This window comes from Maribacter sp. ACAM166, from assembly GCF_005771495.1.
Taxonomy (GTDB): Bacteria; Bacteroidota; Bacteroidia; order Flavobacteriales; family Flavobacteriaceae; genus Maribacter.
Genome location: NZ_VAUW01000002.1, coordinates 49,868 through 63,682, shown reverse-complemented (window position 1 = coordinate 63,682; position 13,815 = coordinate 49,868). Strand labels below are relative to the sequence as shown.

The 13,815-nt window shown below is 37.4% G+C and carries 20 protein-coding genes; 19 read left to right on the top strand and 1 reads right to left on the bottom strand.

Annotation, left to right across the window (positions count from 1 at the left end):
* Window positions 1–3 precede the first annotated feature (3 nt).
* Entirely contained in the window at window positions 4–3,210 is a 3,207-nt protein-coding gene (locus ES765_RS01695) for a SusC/RagA family TonB-linked outer membrane protein (protein ID WP_138110866.1), read from the bottom strand.
* 397 nt (window positions 3,211–3,607) lie between these two features.
* Between ES765_RS01695 and rpsL the strand changes: the two genes are divergently transcribed.
* The 19 genes from rpsL (at window position 3,608) to rpsH (ending at window position 13,803) form a co-directional block, all read left to right on the top strand.
* Window positions 3,608–3,982 carry a 30S ribosomal protein S12 gene (rpsL, locus tag ES765_RS01690; RefSeq protein WP_036152127.1) on the top strand — a complete coding sequence of 125 codons (375 nt, stop codon included), beginning with the start codon at window positions 3,608–3,610 and terminating at the stop codon, window positions 3,980–3,982.
* A 23-nt stretch (window positions 3,983–4,005) separates the two neighbouring features.
* Window positions 4,006–4,482: a 30S ribosomal protein S7 gene (rpsG, locus tag ES765_RS01685; RefSeq protein WP_138110865.1), complete on the top strand. Its 477-nt coding sequence runs from the start codon at window positions 4,006–4,008 to the stop codon at window positions 4,480–4,482.
* A gap of 6 nt (window positions 4,483–4,488) precedes the next feature.
* Window positions 4,489–6,621, top strand: a complete 2,133-nt coding sequence (gene fusA, locus ES765_RS01680; RefSeq protein WP_138110864.1) for an elongation factor G — start codon at window positions 4,489–4,491, stop codon at window positions 6,619–6,621.
* Window positions 6,622–6,630: 9 nt separating this feature from the next.
* Window positions 6,631–6,936, top strand: coding sequence for a 30S ribosomal protein S10 (rpsJ, locus tag ES765_RS01675; protein WP_007094989.1), 306 nt, complete (start codon window positions 6,631–6,633; stop codon window positions 6,934–6,936).
* Window positions 6,937–7,080: 144 nt separating this feature from the next.
* On the top strand, window positions 7,081–7,704 hold the full coding sequence (gene rplC, locus ES765_RS01670; protein WP_138110863.1) for a 50S ribosomal protein L3: 624 nt from the start codon (window positions 7,081–7,083) through the stop codon (window positions 7,702–7,704).
* Window positions 7,704–8,336: a 50S ribosomal protein L4 gene (gene rplD, locus ES765_RS01665; RefSeq protein WP_138110862.1), complete on the top strand. Its 633-nt coding sequence runs from the start codon at window positions 7,704–7,706 to the stop codon at window positions 8,334–8,336. The genes rplC and rplD overlap by 1 nt, the downstream gene beginning before the upstream one ends.
* Window positions 8,337–8,340: 4 nt before the next feature.
* On the top strand, window positions 8,341–8,631 hold the full coding sequence (gene rplW, locus ES765_RS01660) for a 50S ribosomal protein L23 (protein WP_138110861.1): 291 nt from the start codon (window positions 8,341–8,343) through the stop codon (window positions 8,629–8,631).
* 9 nt (window positions 8,632–8,640) lie between these two features.
* Window positions 8,641–9,465 carry a 50S ribosomal protein L2 gene (gene rplB, locus ES765_RS01655; RefSeq protein WP_138110860.1) on the top strand — a complete coding sequence of 275 codons (825 nt, stop codon included), beginning with the start codon at window positions 8,641–8,643 and terminating at the stop codon, window positions 9,463–9,465.
* A gap of 14 nt (window positions 9,466–9,479) precedes the next feature.
* Window positions 9,480–9,758: a 30S ribosomal protein S19 gene (gene rpsS, locus ES765_RS01650; RefSeq protein WP_138110859.1), complete on the top strand. Its 279-nt coding sequence runs from the start codon at window positions 9,480–9,482 to the stop codon at window positions 9,756–9,758.
* A gap of 3 nt (window positions 9,759–9,761) precedes the next feature.
* Entirely contained in the window at window positions 9,762–10,169 is a 408-nt protein-coding gene (gene rplV / locus ES765_RS01645) for a 50S ribosomal protein L22 (protein ID WP_138110858.1), read from the top strand.
* Between the two features lies 1 nt (window position 10,170).
* Complete coding sequence (gene rpsC, locus ES765_RS01640; protein ID WP_138110857.1) at window positions 10,171–10,890, top strand: 30S ribosomal protein S3; 720 nt, start codon at window positions 10,171–10,173, stop codon at window positions 10,888–10,890.
* A 20-nt stretch (window positions 10,891–10,910) separates the two neighbouring features.
* A complete protein-coding gene (gene rplP / locus ES765_RS01635; RefSeq protein WP_138110856.1) occupies window positions 10,911–11,339 on the top strand; it encodes a 50S ribosomal protein L16 in 429 nt (142 codons plus the stop codon).
* Between the two features lie 12 nt (window positions 11,340–11,351).
* Window positions 11,352–11,543 carry a 50S ribosomal protein L29 gene (gene rpmC / locus ES765_RS01630; protein ID WP_138110855.1) on the top strand — a complete coding sequence of 64 codons (192 nt, stop codon included), beginning with the start codon at window positions 11,352–11,354 and terminating at the stop codon, window positions 11,541–11,543.
* A gap of 13 nt (window positions 11,544–11,556) precedes the next feature.
* Window positions 11,557–11,814 (top strand): 30S ribosomal protein S17, encoded by a 258-nt coding sequence (gene rpsQ, locus ES765_RS01625; protein ID WP_138110854.1) that lies wholly within the window; start codon window positions 11,557–11,559, stop codon window positions 11,812–11,814.
* 3 nt (window positions 11,815–11,817) lie between these two features.
* Entirely contained in the window at window positions 11,818–12,186 is a 369-nt protein-coding gene (gene rplN / locus ES765_RS01620) for a 50S ribosomal protein L14 (protein ID WP_138110853.1), read from the top strand.
* A 12-nt stretch (window positions 12,187–12,198) separates the two neighbouring features.
* Window positions 12,199–12,513, top strand: coding sequence for a 50S ribosomal protein L24 (rplX, locus tag ES765_RS01615; RefSeq protein ID WP_138110852.1), 315 nt, complete (start codon window positions 12,199–12,201; stop codon window positions 12,511–12,513).
* Between the two features lie 2 nt (window positions 12,514–12,515).
* The gene (gene rplE / locus ES765_RS01610; RefSeq protein ID WP_138110851.1) at window positions 12,516–13,067 is read left to right on the top strand and encodes a 50S ribosomal protein L5; all 552 of its coding nucleotides are present in this window, start codon (window positions 12,516–12,518) and stop codon (window positions 13,065–13,067) included.
* Window position 13,068: 1 nt separating this feature from the next.
* Window positions 13,069–13,338, top strand: coding sequence for a 30S ribosomal protein S14 (rpsN, locus tag ES765_RS01605; protein WP_138110850.1), 270 nt, complete (start codon window positions 13,069–13,071; stop codon window positions 13,336–13,338).
* 66 nt (window positions 13,339–13,404) lie between these two features.
* On the top strand, window positions 13,405–13,803 hold the full coding sequence (gene rpsH, locus ES765_RS01600; RefSeq protein WP_138110849.1) for a 30S ribosomal protein S8: 399 nt from the start codon (window positions 13,405–13,407) through the stop codon (window positions 13,801–13,803).
* Window positions 13,804–13,815 lie beyond the last annotated feature (12 nt).

Genomic DNA, 13,815 nt, shown 5'->3' with positions numbered 1-13,815 from the left:
TTTTTAGAATGTTGCTTTTACTGACATACCGTATCGTACAGAACCTGGACTGTTGATAAAGTCAAACCCTAAGGCATTACCTACACCAACTCCAAGATTTTCTGGATCAAAATTAATTCCATCAGGTGTATTGAGACCTTTAAACCAAAGGTTTTGTCCACTCAATGTAAAGCTTAATGATCCGAATGGGGTTTGCTCAAGTGATTTGCTTGGTACAGAGTATCCTAATCTAAGTTCTCTTAAACGAAGTGTACTCCCATCATATACCTGTAATTCACTAGGTCCAAAAGCAACGTTACTGAAATAATAATCAGAGTTGTTGATTTGAATGTCATTTACAGAACCATCTGCTTTAACACCTGGTAAGATAAACGTAGATACACGATCTTGCGTGTCTGTCGTTAAACCTCTACCTACAAGTGCAGAAATAGTGTTCGAGTATACATCACCACCATGTCTGTAGGAGATGTCAAAGTTGAATGAGAAGTTTTTAAAGGAAAATCCATTACTTACGTTAAGTCTCCAATCGGCATTAGGATCACCGATTTCAAATAAACCATTTTCTTCAACAAAACTACCTGTACTGGCAACTACTCGGTTACCATTATCATCTCTTAACACTCTACTACCAAGAATGACACCAAAAGGTCTATTTGGTACAGCAAAGTTTGAAAGGTCAGAGAATAAGCCACCTATGTTAATGTTATCTGTGTCTTGACCTAAATCAATAACGGTAGATTCATCAGCAGTAAAGTTTGAGTTTAAATTCCAGTTGAAACCTCCTGGGTTATCGTTACGAAATAAGGTCACCCCTAAATCAGCTTCAATACCTCTCACTTGAACCTCACCAATATTGGTAACTGTTGTAGTATACCCAGATGATGGATCTAATGGTTGTTCTGAAATTAAATCGGTTGTAGTTTTCTTATAGACTGAAAGATCTAGGGATACTCTGTTTCCGAATAATCTTGTCTCTAAACCAAATTCAATTTCTCGTAACAATTCTGGGCTAAGACCTGGATTTGCCAATTCATCATCCACAGTAATTGAGGAAACTAACGTACCGTCTTTCAAAAATTCTCTAGTATCTAACGTCGCAGTATTCGCTACTGGGTAACCGCCGAAGAAACCTGCAGAGGTACCGTAACCAGCTCTTAATTTCAAGAAATTAAGTCCGTTTTGCGATTGTAAACCGTCGATAAGAGCGGTAGGTAATATAGATAAACTCGCAGAAGGGTACGTTATTGAATTTTCAATAAAATTGGAAACCCAATCATTTCTTGCAGCCAATGTTAAATATGCAAAATTATCATATCCAAATTCTGCTTGGGCATAAACCCCCATAATGTTTTGAACTTGATCAAATTGAATAGGTGCTTGTGTAGCAAAATTATAATGTTTAAAAACATTGAATATAGACTGTTGATCACTCGTGACCCCTTGTCTAGAAAATTCTGTTCTTCTAGAGGTAGCACCTAAGTTGACGTTCATGTCTAACTTTTCAGATAATTGCCACATACCATTTATTTGTACCGTATGATCCCAAATAGTGTTTTTATTATCAAACGTTTCGTACCTACCTTGAATGTAGCCTTCCGCTCCACCTTTGTTTTGACCTATTTCGTTACGTTCTGTATAGAAATCTAAGCCTGTTCTCCAGAATGCGTTGATATTGTCACTTATTTTATACGTGAATTGTGTACTACCAAATACTCTATTCGTTACTTGATTTGCGAATGCATTTGCTGCAGTCCATCGAGGGTTTTGAATATCATTACCACCTCTATAGTATACACTTCTACCATCCGTAGGGCTTTGAAAAGGAAGACCCATTAAATCGATACTTCTAGGGGTAAAGAACAAATGACCAAAGATAGAAGATCCATCACCGGTTGAACCATTTCCTAAACTCGCAGCAATTGGCGGTGATTTTACATCACTCTTCGTGAAGTTCATCGTTCCATTAACGGTAAACCTATTACTTAATTCAGCTTTACCACCAACACTTATAGTAGTCCGTTGTAGTTTGTTTCCAGGGGTAAATCCTTCATCCCTTAAATTACCAACACTAGCGTTGTAAGATATTTTTCCATCCTCTGAACTTCCTGATGCATTCACAGAATTGTTAGTAACAGTACCTGTACGGAAGAAATCCTGAACACCTTGATATGGTTTAAATTCGTAAGAAGCACCTTGAAATTCCGGAAAAGCTGCACTTACACCGGCATTTACCGAATAAGGATGATTGATTAAAAGCGTACCATCAGAAGTTGTACCTGCATAAACAGATCCAAAGCTATTAGGGCTGTCAATGTTGAAATCAGGACCCCAGTTACTAAAGAAAGCTCCATAAGCTTGATCAAATCCACCACCATATTGGTTTTGGTAATCAGGTAAAGTGGAAATTTGGTTAAAGAAAAGTGAAGAACTAACTGTAATTTCTGATTTTCTCTTTCCTGATCCAGTTGATCCAGCCTTGGTAGTAATTAATATTACACCGTTTCTACCAGCAGTACCATATAGGTTAGCCGCAGCCAAACCTTTTAACACGTTTACATTAGCAATGTTGTTTGGATCTAAATCCAAAAATCTACTAGAACCAACATTACCATCAATGGCATCACCTTGATTGTTCGTATCAGAAGCAAAAGGAACACCATCTACAATAAATAAAGGTTGGTTAGAACCGGAAATAGAGGTGAATCCACGAATAATAATGTTCGTTGCAGAACCTGAAACACCACTAGATGCGTTAATCAGCACCCCAGAAGCTTTACCGTTAAGGACTCTACCAACGTCACCTTCAGCTCTTTGTTCTAAATCTTCTTCTCCTACAGAAGATACAGCATAACCAAGAGATTTTTTCTCTCTTTTAATGCCTTGAGCAGTAACAATTACTTCCTCTAACGCCTGGGCATCTTCCTGCATTTGTATATTAATCGTATTACCGGCACCAACTAATTTGCTGACGGCTTTTTGACCAATATAGGTAACTAGTAAGGTTTGCCCTTGAGAGGCAGCAATGGAATAATTTCCATCAAAATCTGTTTGGGTACCGGTCGTGGTACCCTGTACTACAATGTTAACTCCAGGCAAAGGAAGCCCTCCTTGATCAGTAACCGTACCGGATACTGTTTTTTGTTGTGCAAAAGAAATATGCACAACTAACGCTAAAAGTAGCGTTAACAATCCATTTAGTTTTGTTCTCATTTTTAAATTATTTGAATTAGCTAGGTACAAACTTCACAATAAACAGTTAATAAAGCAAGTTAATTTTAATAAAATTTTAAGGAGGTGCCTGTGAATTGTCAGTTACAGATAAAACACTGTTCTTGTTTTAAGTTATATAATTTTAATATACGAATATTGTGAATTTAATAATTTATCAATGAAATATACCTTTTCTGGCGTTTTCCATAAAGTTTTAAGGTTGAAGGTCTTTTTAGATGAACACAGTTATAGAACAAATTATTTAGGCCTTACTTTGGGTATTTTGGAAAGGGTTGAAAAAAAAACGAAAATAAATCGACCAAGGTTTGAATTATTCTGAAATATCACTACATTTGCCGACCCTTAAAGTAGGGGTAAATTTATATATCATTATAGTATGCCAACAATATCACAATTAGTACGAATAGGAAGAGAGACGATTACTAAGAAGAGTAAATCGGCTGCTTTGGATTCGTGTCCTCAAAGAAGAGGTGTTTGTACACGTGTTTATACTACAACGCCAAAGAAACCAAATTCAGCTATGAGAAAAGTAGCAAGGGTTCGGTTAACTAATGGTAAAGAAGTTAACGCTTACATTCCAGGAGAAGGACACAATTTACAAGAGCACTCGATAGTATTAGTAAGAGGCGGAAGAGTTAAAGATTTACCAGGGGTTAGGTATCATATTGTACGTGGTGCATTGGACACAGCAGGTGTGGCCGGTAGAACACAACGTAGATCCAAGTATGGTGCAAAAAGACCTAAGAAGTAATTAAACTTGTTTAAAAGGAAGTAATGAGAAAAAGACAGGCAAAGAAAAGACCACTTTTACCAGATCCAAGATTTCACGATCAATTGGTAACACGTTTCGTTAATATGATGATGTGGGATGGTAAAAAATCAGTCGCATTTAGCGTATTTTACGATGCAATTGATATCGTAGATGCTAAAAAGACCGATGAGGAGAAAACGGCTTTAGAGCTATGGAAAGATGCATTAAGTAATGTAATGCCTCATGTAGAGGTTAGAAGTAGAAGAGTAGGTGGAGCTACGTTTCAGATTCCAATGCAGATTAGGCCAGACAGAAAAATATCAACAGCAATGAAGTGGTTGATTAGTTATTCTAGAAAGCGTAATGAGAAAGGTATGTCTCAGAAATTGGCAGGGGAAATTTTAGCAGCGGCCAAAGAAGAAGGTGCGGCGGTTAAGAAAAGAACTGATACACACAAAATGGCTGAAGCAAACAAAGCATTCTCTCACTTTAGATTCTAATCAGAAATGGCAAGAGATTTAAAATATACAAGAAATATAGGTATTGCGGCTCATATTGATGCTGGTAAAACCACTACAACAGAGCGTATACTTTTTTATACGGGTGTTAGTCATAAAATAGGGGAGGTTCATGATGGTGCTGCCACTATGGATTGGATGGAGCAGGAACAGGAGAGAGGTATAACTATTACTTCTGCAGCAACTACCTGTGAATGGAAATTCCCGAAAGAGAATGGTGAGCCTACTGCTGAAGCAATGGATTATCATTTTAATATTATTGATACTCCAGGACATGTTGATTTTACTGTAGAGGTGAATCGTTCATTACGTGTTTTGGATGGTTTGGTTTTCCTTTTTAGCGCGGTTGATGGTGTTGAGCCACAATCTGAGACTAACTGGAGATTAGCTGATAACTATAAGGTTCCAAGAATTGGATTTGTGAATAAGATGGATCGTCAAGGTTCAAACTTTCTTATGGTGTGTAAGCAGGTTAAAGAAATGCTTGGTTCTAATGCAGTTCCTATTGTATTACCAATTGGTGATGAATCTGATTTTAGAGGTATCGTTGATTTGGCGAAGAACAGAGCAATTGTATGGCATGATGAAGGTTTCGGAGCAACTTTTGATGTAGTTGATATACCAGAAGAAATGAAGGCTGAGGTTAAGGAGTATAGAGCTGCCTTGATTGAAGCTGTTGCGGAATATGATGAGGAATTGATGGAGAAATTCTTCGAAGACGAAGATTCTATATCGGAAGATGAAGTGCATGCGGCTTTAAGAGCTGCTGTTATGGATCGTGCAATTATACCTATGATTTGTGGTTCTTCCTTTAAGAATAAGGGGGTTCAGTTTTTATTGGATGCAGTTTGTAGATACTTGCCTTCGCCAATGGATAAAGAGGCGATAGAAGGAACCAATCCAGATACTGGAGCTGTTGAAAAACGTAGACCTAATGTAAAGGAGCCTTTTGCTGCTTTAGCTTTTAAAATTGCAACGGATCCATTCGTGGGTCGATTAGCCTTTTTTAGAACATATTCAGGTCGTTTAGATGCAGGTTCTTATATTTTGAATAACCGTTCAGGTAAAAAGGAGCGTATCTCTCGAATTTATCAGATGCACTCTAATAAGCAGAATGCCATCGATTATATCGAGGCTGGTGATATTGGAGCGGCAGTTGGATTTAAAGACATCAAAACTGGTGATACTTTGTCTGATGAAAAGCATCCAATTGTTTTGGAAAGCATGAATTTTCCTGAACCAGTAATAGGTATAGCTGTTGAGCCTAAGACTAAGGCAGATGTTGATAAATTGGGTATGGCCTTGTCTAAATTGACCGAAGAGGATCCTACTTTTCAAGTTAAGACCGATGAAGCTTCAGGGCAGACAATTATTTCTGGAATGGGCGAACTTCATTTAGATATAATTGTGGATCGTTTAAGAAGGGAATTTAAGGTTGAAGTAAACCAAGGAGAACCTCAAGTGGAGTATAAGGAATCATTAACTAAGACTGCGGCACATAGGGAGACCTATAAAAAGCAATCTGGTGGTCGTGGTAAATTTGGGGACATTGTATTTGAAATGGGTCCTGTGGATGAAGATTTTGAAGGAGATGGACTTCAGTTTGTAGATCAGATAAAAGGTGGTCGTATTCCAAAAGAATTTATACCATCTATTGAAAAAGGGTTTAAAACTGCAATGCAAAATGGACCTTTGGCTGGATATGAAATGGATACAATGAAAATTGTTCTTAAGGATGGTTCTTTTCATGCTGTGGATTCTGATGCTATTTCTTTTGAATTGGCGGCGAAAATGGGTTATAAAGCTGCAGGTAAAGCTTCCGGCGCTGTAATTATGGAGCCAATAATGAAATTAGAGGTTATTACTCCAGAAGAGAATATGGGTGATATCGTAGGGGATTTGAACAGACGAAGAGGTACTATTGGTGACATGAGTGATAGGGCTGGTGCTAAAGTTGTAAAAGGTACTGTGCCATTATCTGAAATGTTTGGATATGTTACGTCGCTAAGAACATTGTCTTCTGGACGTGCAACCTCAACAATGGAATTTTCACATTATGCCGAGACTCCTTCTAATATATCAGAAGTAGTTATCAAGGCAGCAAAAGGAATAACAGCATAAATTTAGGACATGAGTCAAAAAATAAGAATTAAACTAAAATCCTACGATCACAATTTGGTGGATAAATCTGCTGAGAAGATTGTAAAAACGGTAAAGACTACCGGTGCTGTTGTTACAGGACCAATTCCTTTACCAACGCATAAAAAGATATTTACGGTTTTGCGTTCACCTCACGTGAATAAGAAATCAAGAGAACAATTTCAATTAAGTTCGTATAAGAGGTTGTTGGATATATATAGTTCTTCATCTAAAACAATTGATGCACTTATGAAGTTAGAACTTCCTAGTGGTGTTGAAGTTGAGATTAAGGTGTAATTACATTTGTTTATTCTTTTATGGAATAGGCTACATGTCCTAAGCTGCGCGCTAAGGAAAAACGGAATAAATAATTTAGGGTTAAATTATTTGGCCCTATTTTTTTGAAAAGAATTTAATAAGTAATAATTAATACAAATAAATATGTCTGGGTTAATAGGAAAGAAAGTAGGCATGACCAGTATTTTTGACGAGAATGGAAAGAATATCCCATGTACCGTTATTCAAGCTGGACCATGTGTAGTTACCCAAGTCAGAACCGAAGAGGTCGACGGGTACAGTGCCCTTCAACTTGGTTTCGATGACAAGGCAGAAAGTCGTGCTAATAAGGCTGAGTTAGGCCATTTTAAAAAAGCAGGTGCTTCTCCTAAGAAAAAAGTCGTTGAGTTCCAAGATTTTGAAGGTGAGTTTAAATTGGGTGACACCGTAGGTGTTGATGTTTTTGTTGAAGGTGAATTCGTAGATGTTATTGGAACTTCTAAGGGTAAAGGTTTTCAAGGTGTTGTAAAGCGTCACGGTTTTGCTGGGGTTGGTCAAGCAACACATGGTCAGCACAATAGACTTAGAGCTCCTGGCTCTATTGGTGCGGCATCGTATCCGGCAAGGGTATTTAAGGGCATGAAGATGGCTGGTAGAATGGGGACGGATCGTGTTACGGTTCAGAATCTTAGAGTTTTAAAAGTAGTTCCAGAAAAGAATCTTTTAGTAGTAAAAGGTTGTGTTCCGGGCCATAAGAATGCTTATGTAACTATACAAAGGTGGATGTAATGAAAATAGCAGTTTTAGATATTAAAGGAAAAGACACAGGTAGAAAGGCAAACCTTTCTGATGATGTTTTCGCTATAGAGCCTAACGATCACGCGGTTTATTTGGATGTTAAGCAATATTTGGCACACCAAAGACAGGGAACGCACAAGGCTAAAGAAAGGGCCGAAATTGCGGGAAGTACTAGAAAGATTAAAAAACAAAAGGGTACGGGTACAGCAAGAGCTGGTAGTATTAAATCACCAATCTTTAGAGGTGGTGGTAGAATATTTGGACCTAGACCTAAAGATTATAGCCAAAAATTGAATAAGAATTTGAAGCGTTTGGCTAGAAAATCTGCACTTACTTTGAAGTCAAAAGAAAATGCAATTATAGTAGTTGAAGATTTTGATTTTGATACTCCAAACACTAAAGATTTTATTGGAGTTTTAAAGACTTTCGGTCTTGAAAACAAAAAATCTTTAATTGTGTTGGGTGATTCAAATAAAGGTGTATATTTGTCTTCGCGTAATTTCAAAGGGTCTGAGGTTATAACTAACTCAGAATTAAGCACTTACAAAATACTTAATGCAAATAGCGTTGTATTGTTGGAAGGCTCTCTAGAAGGAATCGAATCGAATTTAAATAAACAATAATAGCATGAGTGTGTTGATAAAACCAATTATAACGGAGAAAATGACTGCTGATAGCGAGTTGAATAACCGATATGGTTTCGTAGTTAACCCTAAGGCCAACAAGTTGCAGATTAAAGATGCAGTTGAGGCTACTTATGGTGTTTCAGTTAAAAAGGTTCGTACTATGAATTACGGACCCACCAGAAAATCCAGATTTACAAAAACTGGGGTGCAGCATGGTAAGACAAATGCTATTAAAAAAGCAATTGTTGATGTTGTTGAAGGTGATATCATCGATTTTTACAGTAATCTATAAAGACAAGAAATGTCAATTAGAAAATTAAAACCAATCACTCCTGGACAGCGTTTTAGAGTAGTAAACGGATTTGACGCCATTACTGCTGATAAGCCGGAAAAAAGCTTGCTTGCTCCGTTAAAAAAGTCGGGAGGCAGAAACAGTCAGGGAAAGATGACAATACGCCAAAAAGGTGGAGGTCATAAGAGAAGGTATCGTGTAATAGATTTTAAAAGAGATAAGCAAGGTGTGCTTGGAACTGTAAAATCTATTGAATACGATCCAAACAGAACAGCATTTATTGCTCTTTTAGAGTATGCTGATGGTGAAAAGCGATATGTTATTGCTCAAAATGGGTTACAAGTTGATCAGCAAGTTGTCTCTGGAAGCGCTATAGCTACCGAGATAGGTAATGCGATGCCTTTGAGTGAGGTTCCTTTGGGAACTATTATATCGTGTATTGAATTAAGACCAGGGCAAGGCGCTGTAATGGCAAGAAGTGCTGGTACGTTCGCTCAGTTAATGGCTAAAGATGGTAAGTTTGTTACTGTTAAGATGCCGTCTGGGGAAACAAGGTTAGTGCTTTCAGGTTGTTTAGCAACTATAGGAGCTATATCGAATTCTGATCATCAATTATTGGTTTCTGGTAAAGCTGGTAGAAGTAGATGGTTGGGTAGAAGACCTAGAACAAGACCAGTAGCAATGAACCCTGTCGATCACCCAATGGGTGGTGGTGAAGGTAGAGCTTCTGGTGGTCATCCAAGATCGAGAAATGGTATACCTGCGAAAGGATTCAGGACTCGTTCTAAGACCAAGAGCACCAATAAGTATATAATAGAACGTAGAAAGAAATAAAAAAGTAGAAAGAAATGGCACGTTCACTAAAAAAAGGACCATACGTTCACTATAGTTTGGAGAAAAAAATCCAACAGAGTGCATCATCCGGTAAGAAATCCGTAATCAAAACTTGGTCAAGGGCATCTATGATAACTCCTGATTTTGTAGGAATGACTATAGCGGTTCACAACGGAAAACAATTTGTACCAGTTTTTGTAACCGAAAATATGGTTGGACATAAACTTGGAGAATTTTCACCAACTAGATCTTTTAGGGGTCATATAGGTGCGAAAAACAAAGGAAAAAAGTAAGCTATGGGAGTTCGTAAAAAACAGATGGCCGAAAGAATAAAGGCTGAGAAAAAGAAGGTAGCCTTCGCTAAGTTAAATAATTGTCCTACTTCGCCAAGAAAAATGCGACTTGTTGCTGACTTGATTAGGGGGGAGAAAGTAGAAAAAGCTTTAGCGATATTGAGGTTCAATTCAAAGGAGGCCTCTAGAAAGTTGGAAAAGTTGCTATTGTCTGCTTTAACTAATTGGCAAACGAAGAATGAAGATGCAAATTTAGAAGATGCAGATTTGGTTGTTGCTGAAATTAGAGTTGATGGTGGTGCAATGTTAAAAAGATTGCGTCCTGCTCCACAGGGTAGAGCGCATAGAATTAGAAAACGTTCAAACCATGTAACTTTGGTTTTAGGGTCTAAAAATATAACAGAAAACTAGAATGGGACAGAAAACAAATCCAATAGGAAATCGTTTAGGAATCATCAGAGGTTGGGAGTCTAACTGGTACGGTGGAAACGATTATGGGGATAAATTGGCTGAGGATGATAAAATACGAAAGTATATTCACGCCAGACTTTCTAAAGCTAGTGTTTCTAGAGTTATTATAGAACGAACACTTAAATTGATAACTGTAACTGTAACCACTGCTAGGCCAGGTATTATTATTGGTAAAGGTGGTCAGGAAGTAGATAAGTTAAAAGAAGAGTTAAAGAAAATCACCAATAAGGAGGTTCAAATTAACATCTTTGAAATAAAAAGACCTGAGCTCGATGCGAATTTGGTTGGTGCAAGTGTTGCTCGTCAGATAGAAAGTAGAATTTCTTTTAGAAGAGCTATTAAAATGGCAGTCACTGCGGCAATGCGTATGAATGCTGAAGGTATTAAGATTCAAATCTCTGGTAGATTGAACGGTGCTGAAATGGCGCGCTCTGAGACTTATAAAGATGGTAGAATACCATTGTCCACTTTTAGAGCTGATATCGATTATGCTATACAGGAAGCTCAAACAACATATGGTAAACTTGGAATTAAAGTTTGGATTATGAAAGGTGAGGTTTATGGTAAAAGAGATTTATCACCTTTGGTAGGAATGCAAAAAGGGGATTCTTCTAAAGGAGGTAAGCAAGAAGGTGGTAGAAAACAACGTCGTAGAAAGTAATTTTTTAAAGAACTAAAGTAATGTTACAACCGAAAAGAACGAAGTTCCGTAAAATGCAGAAAGGCCGTATGAAAGGTCTAGCAGGAAGAGGACACCAACTTTCAAATGGTATGTTCGGTATAAAGAATGTTGATGATGCAACATTCTTGACTTCACGCCAAATAGAGGCTGCTCGTATTGCTGCAACAAGATTTATGAAGAGGGAAGGCCAGTTGTGGATAAAAATATTTCCAGATAAGCCTATTACTAAGAAACCTTTAGAGGTTCGTATGGGTAAAGGTAAAGGTGCTCCCGAGTATTTCGTAGCCGTGGTTAAGCCAGGCAGAATAATGTTCGAAGTAGCTGGTGTTCCAATGGAAGTAGCAAAAGAAGCTTTAAGATTAGCGGCGCAAAAACTTCCTGTTAAAACAAAATTTATTGTAGCTCGAGATTACGAGGCCAAAAATTAAACGTAAGGAATAATGAAAAAACAAGAGATTAAGGAATTGTCTGTCGAAGGACTTACGGATAAATTTGCCGAGTACAAAAAGCAGCATGATGATTTGAAAATGGCACATTTTGTAACTCCGTTAGAAAATCCACTTCAGATTAGAAAAGTAAGGAGAACGGTAGCAAGATTAGCCACTGAATTAACTAATAGGGAAAACCAATAATTGGTTCGGCTTTATGGAGAAAAGAAACTTAAGAAAAGAGAGAGTAGGAGTTGTCACAAGTAATAAAATGGAGAAATCTATTGTTGTTGCCGAGGTGAATAGAGTAAAGCATCCTATGTACGGTAAATTCGTTTTGAAGACAAAGAAGTATGTTGCGCATGACGAAAAAAACGATTGCAATATTGGTGATAAAGTAAAAATCATGGAGACTCGTCCTATGAGTAAAACCAAATGTTGGAGATTAGTAGAAATCTTAGAAAGAGCTAAATAAGTTATGTTACAGCAAGAATCTAGATTAAAGGTAGCGGATAACACAGGAGCAAAGGAAGTATTGACTATCCGTGTTCTTGGTGGTACCAAAAGAAGATATGCATCTATAGGTGACAAGATTGTTGTTACTGTTAAAGATGCGGCTCCTAACGGAGGTATCAAAAAGGGAGCGGTTTCAACTGCTGTCGTTGTACGTACTAAAAAGGAAATCAGAAGACCTGATGGGTCATATATTAGATTTGACGACAATGCTTGTGTTTTATTGAATCCTACCGGTGAAATGAGGGGAACCCGTGTTTTTGGGCCCGTCGCAAGGGAGCTTAGGGATAAGCAATTCATGAAGATTGTATCATTAGCCCCAGAGGTATTATAATATAACGACAAGATGAAAAAGTTAAAGATAAAAACAGGAGATACAGTAAGAATTATCGCTGGTGACCATAAGGGAACTGAGGGTAAGGTAATGCGTGTTAATCTTGAAAAGAATAAAGCCATTGTTGAAGGTGCTAATATGGTATCTAAACATGAGAAGCCAAGTGCAAAAAATCCTCAAGGTGGTATTGTAAAAAAAGAAGCTTTAATCGATATCTCTAACCTATCTTTAATCGACGTTAAATCCGGAGATAATACAAGAGTTGGGTACGAGGTAAAGGATGGTAAAAAAGTTAGGGTTTCCAAAAAATCCAAAGAAGTAATTTAGTTATGGCATACGTTACAAGATTAAAGAAAGAGTATAAAGAGCGGATCGTTACTGCACTTACGGAAGAATTTGGTTACAGTAATGTAATGCAGGTTCCTAAGTTAGAGAAAATAGTGATGAGTAGAGGAGTAGGTGCTGCTGTCGCTGACAAAAAGCTTATTGATCATGCGCTTGATGAAATGACGATGATTACCGGTCAAAAAGCAGTCCCTACGTTATCTAAAAAAGATGTTGCTGCCTTTAAGTTAAGAAAAGGTATGCCAATTGGTGCAAAAGTAACCCTTAGAGGGGAGCGTATGTATGAATTTTTAGATCGTTTGGTTACTTCTGCTTTACCACGAGTACGTGATTTTCAAGGCATTAAGGCTACTGGTTTTGATGGTCGCGGAAATTACAATTTGGGAGTAACAGAGCAAATTATATTTCCTGAAGTTAATATTGATAAAATTAATAGAATTAACGGTATGGATATTACTTTTGTAACTTCAGCAGAAACTGATAAAGAAGCAAAATCATTATTAACGGAATTAGGTTTACCTTTTAAAAAGAACTAGTATGGCTAAGGAATCAATGAAAGCCCGAGAAAGAAAAAGGGAAAGAACTGTAGCAATTTATGCTGAAAGACGTAAGGCTTTGAAAGAAGCCGGAGATTATGAGGGCTTGCAGAAATTGCCTAAAAATGCATCTCCTGTTCGTTTACATAATAGATGTAAACTTACTGGAAGACCTAAAGGTTACATGAGAACTTTTGGTATTTCTAGGGTAACGTTTAGAGAGATGGCGAACGCAGGGTTAATACCAGGTGTTAGAAAAGCGAGTTGGTAAAAAATTGAATTTTTAATGGTCTCAGGTTTAGCTAAAAGTTAAAAACCGTCACCGAATTATATATAAATGGTAACAGATACTATAGCAGATTACCTAACGAGAGTTAGAAACGCAAGTAGAGCGGGTCACAGGGTTGTTGAAATTCCTGCGTCAAATCTAAAAAAAGAGATAACTAAAATATTATTCGATCAAGGGTATATTTTAAGTTATAAATTTGAAGACAATAAGGTTCAAGGTTCTATTAAGATAGCTTTGAAGTATGACAAGCTTACAAAGGAGCCTGTTATCAAGAAAATACAGCGTATAAGTAAGCCTGGCCTTAGAAAATATACAGGTAATGAAGATTTGCCACGTGTATTGAATGGTTTGGGTATTGCTATTGTGTCTACATCGCATGGTGTAATGACTAGTAAGCAAGCAAAGGCAGAAAAAGTTGGTGGTGAAGTTTTGTGCTACGTTTATTAATTGATTAAAGAA

Coding starts and splice junctions, on each gene's coding strand:
- rplP (WP_138110856.1), top strand. CDS start 10,911: ATGTTACAACCGAAAAGAACGAAGTTCCGTAAAATGCAGAAAGGCCGT.
- rpsQ (WP_138110854.1), top strand. CDS start 11,557: ATGGAGAAAAGAAACTTAAGAAAAGAGAGAGTAGGAGTTGTCACAAGT.
- rpsJ (WP_007094989.1), top strand. CDS start 6,631: ATGAGTCAAAAAATAAGAATTAAACTAAAATCCTACGATCACAATTTG.
- rpsG (WP_138110865.1), top strand. CDS start 4,006: ATGAGAAAAAGACAGGCAAAGAAAAGACCACTTTTACCAGATCCAAGA.
- rplE (WP_138110851.1), top strand. CDS start 12,516: ATGGCATACGTTACAAGATTAAAGAAAGAGTATAAAGAGCGGATCGTT.
- rplD (WP_138110862.1), top strand. CDS start 7,704: ATGAAAATAGCAGTTTTAGATATTAAAGGAAAAGACACAGGTAGAAAG.
- rpsN (WP_138110850.1), top strand. CDS start 13,069: ATGGCTAAGGAATCAATGAAAGCCCGAGAAAGAAAAAGGGAAAGAACT.
- rpsC (WP_138110857.1), top strand. CDS start 10,171: ATGGGACAGAAAACAAATCCAATAGGAAATCGTTTAGGAATCATCAGA.
- rplW (WP_138110861.1), top strand. CDS start 8,341: ATGAGTGTGTTGATAAAACCAATTATAACGGAGAAAATGACTGCTGAT.
- rplB (WP_138110860.1), top strand. CDS start 8,641: ATGTCAATTAGAAAATTAAAACCAATCACTCCTGGACAGCGTTTTAGA.
- rplC (WP_138110863.1), top strand. CDS start 7,081: ATGTCTGGGTTAATAGGAAAGAAAGTAGGCATGACCAGTATTTTTGAC.
- rpsS (WP_138110859.1), top strand. CDS start 9,480: ATGGCACGTTCACTAAAAAAAGGACCATACGTTCACTATAGTTTGGAG.
- rplN (WP_138110853.1), top strand. CDS start 11,818: ATGTTACAGCAAGAATCTAGATTAAAGGTAGCGGATAACACAGGAGCA.
- rplX (WP_138110852.1), top strand. CDS start 12,199: ATGAAAAAGTTAAAGATAAAAACAGGAGATACAGTAAGAATTATCGCT.
- rplV (WP_138110858.1), top strand. CDS start 9,762: ATGGGAGTTCGTAAAAAACAGATGGCCGAAAGAATAAAGGCTGAGAAA.
- rpsH (WP_138110849.1), top strand. CDS start 13,405: ATGGTAACAGATACTATAGCAGATTACCTAACGAGAGTTAGAAACGCA.
- rpmC (WP_138110855.1), top strand. CDS start 11,352: ATGAAAAAACAAGAGATTAAGGAATTGTCTGTCGAAGGACTTACGGAT.
- ES765_RS01695 (WP_138110866.1), bottom strand. CDS start 3,210: ATGAGAACAAAACTAAATGGATTGTTAACGCTACTTTTAGCGTTAGTT.
- rpsL (WP_036152127.1), top strand. CDS start 3,608: ATGCCAACAATATCACAATTAGTACGAATAGGAAGAGAGACGATTACT.
- fusA (WP_138110864.1), top strand. CDS start 4,489: ATGGCAAGAGATTTAAAATATACAAGAAATATAGGTATTGCGGCTCAT.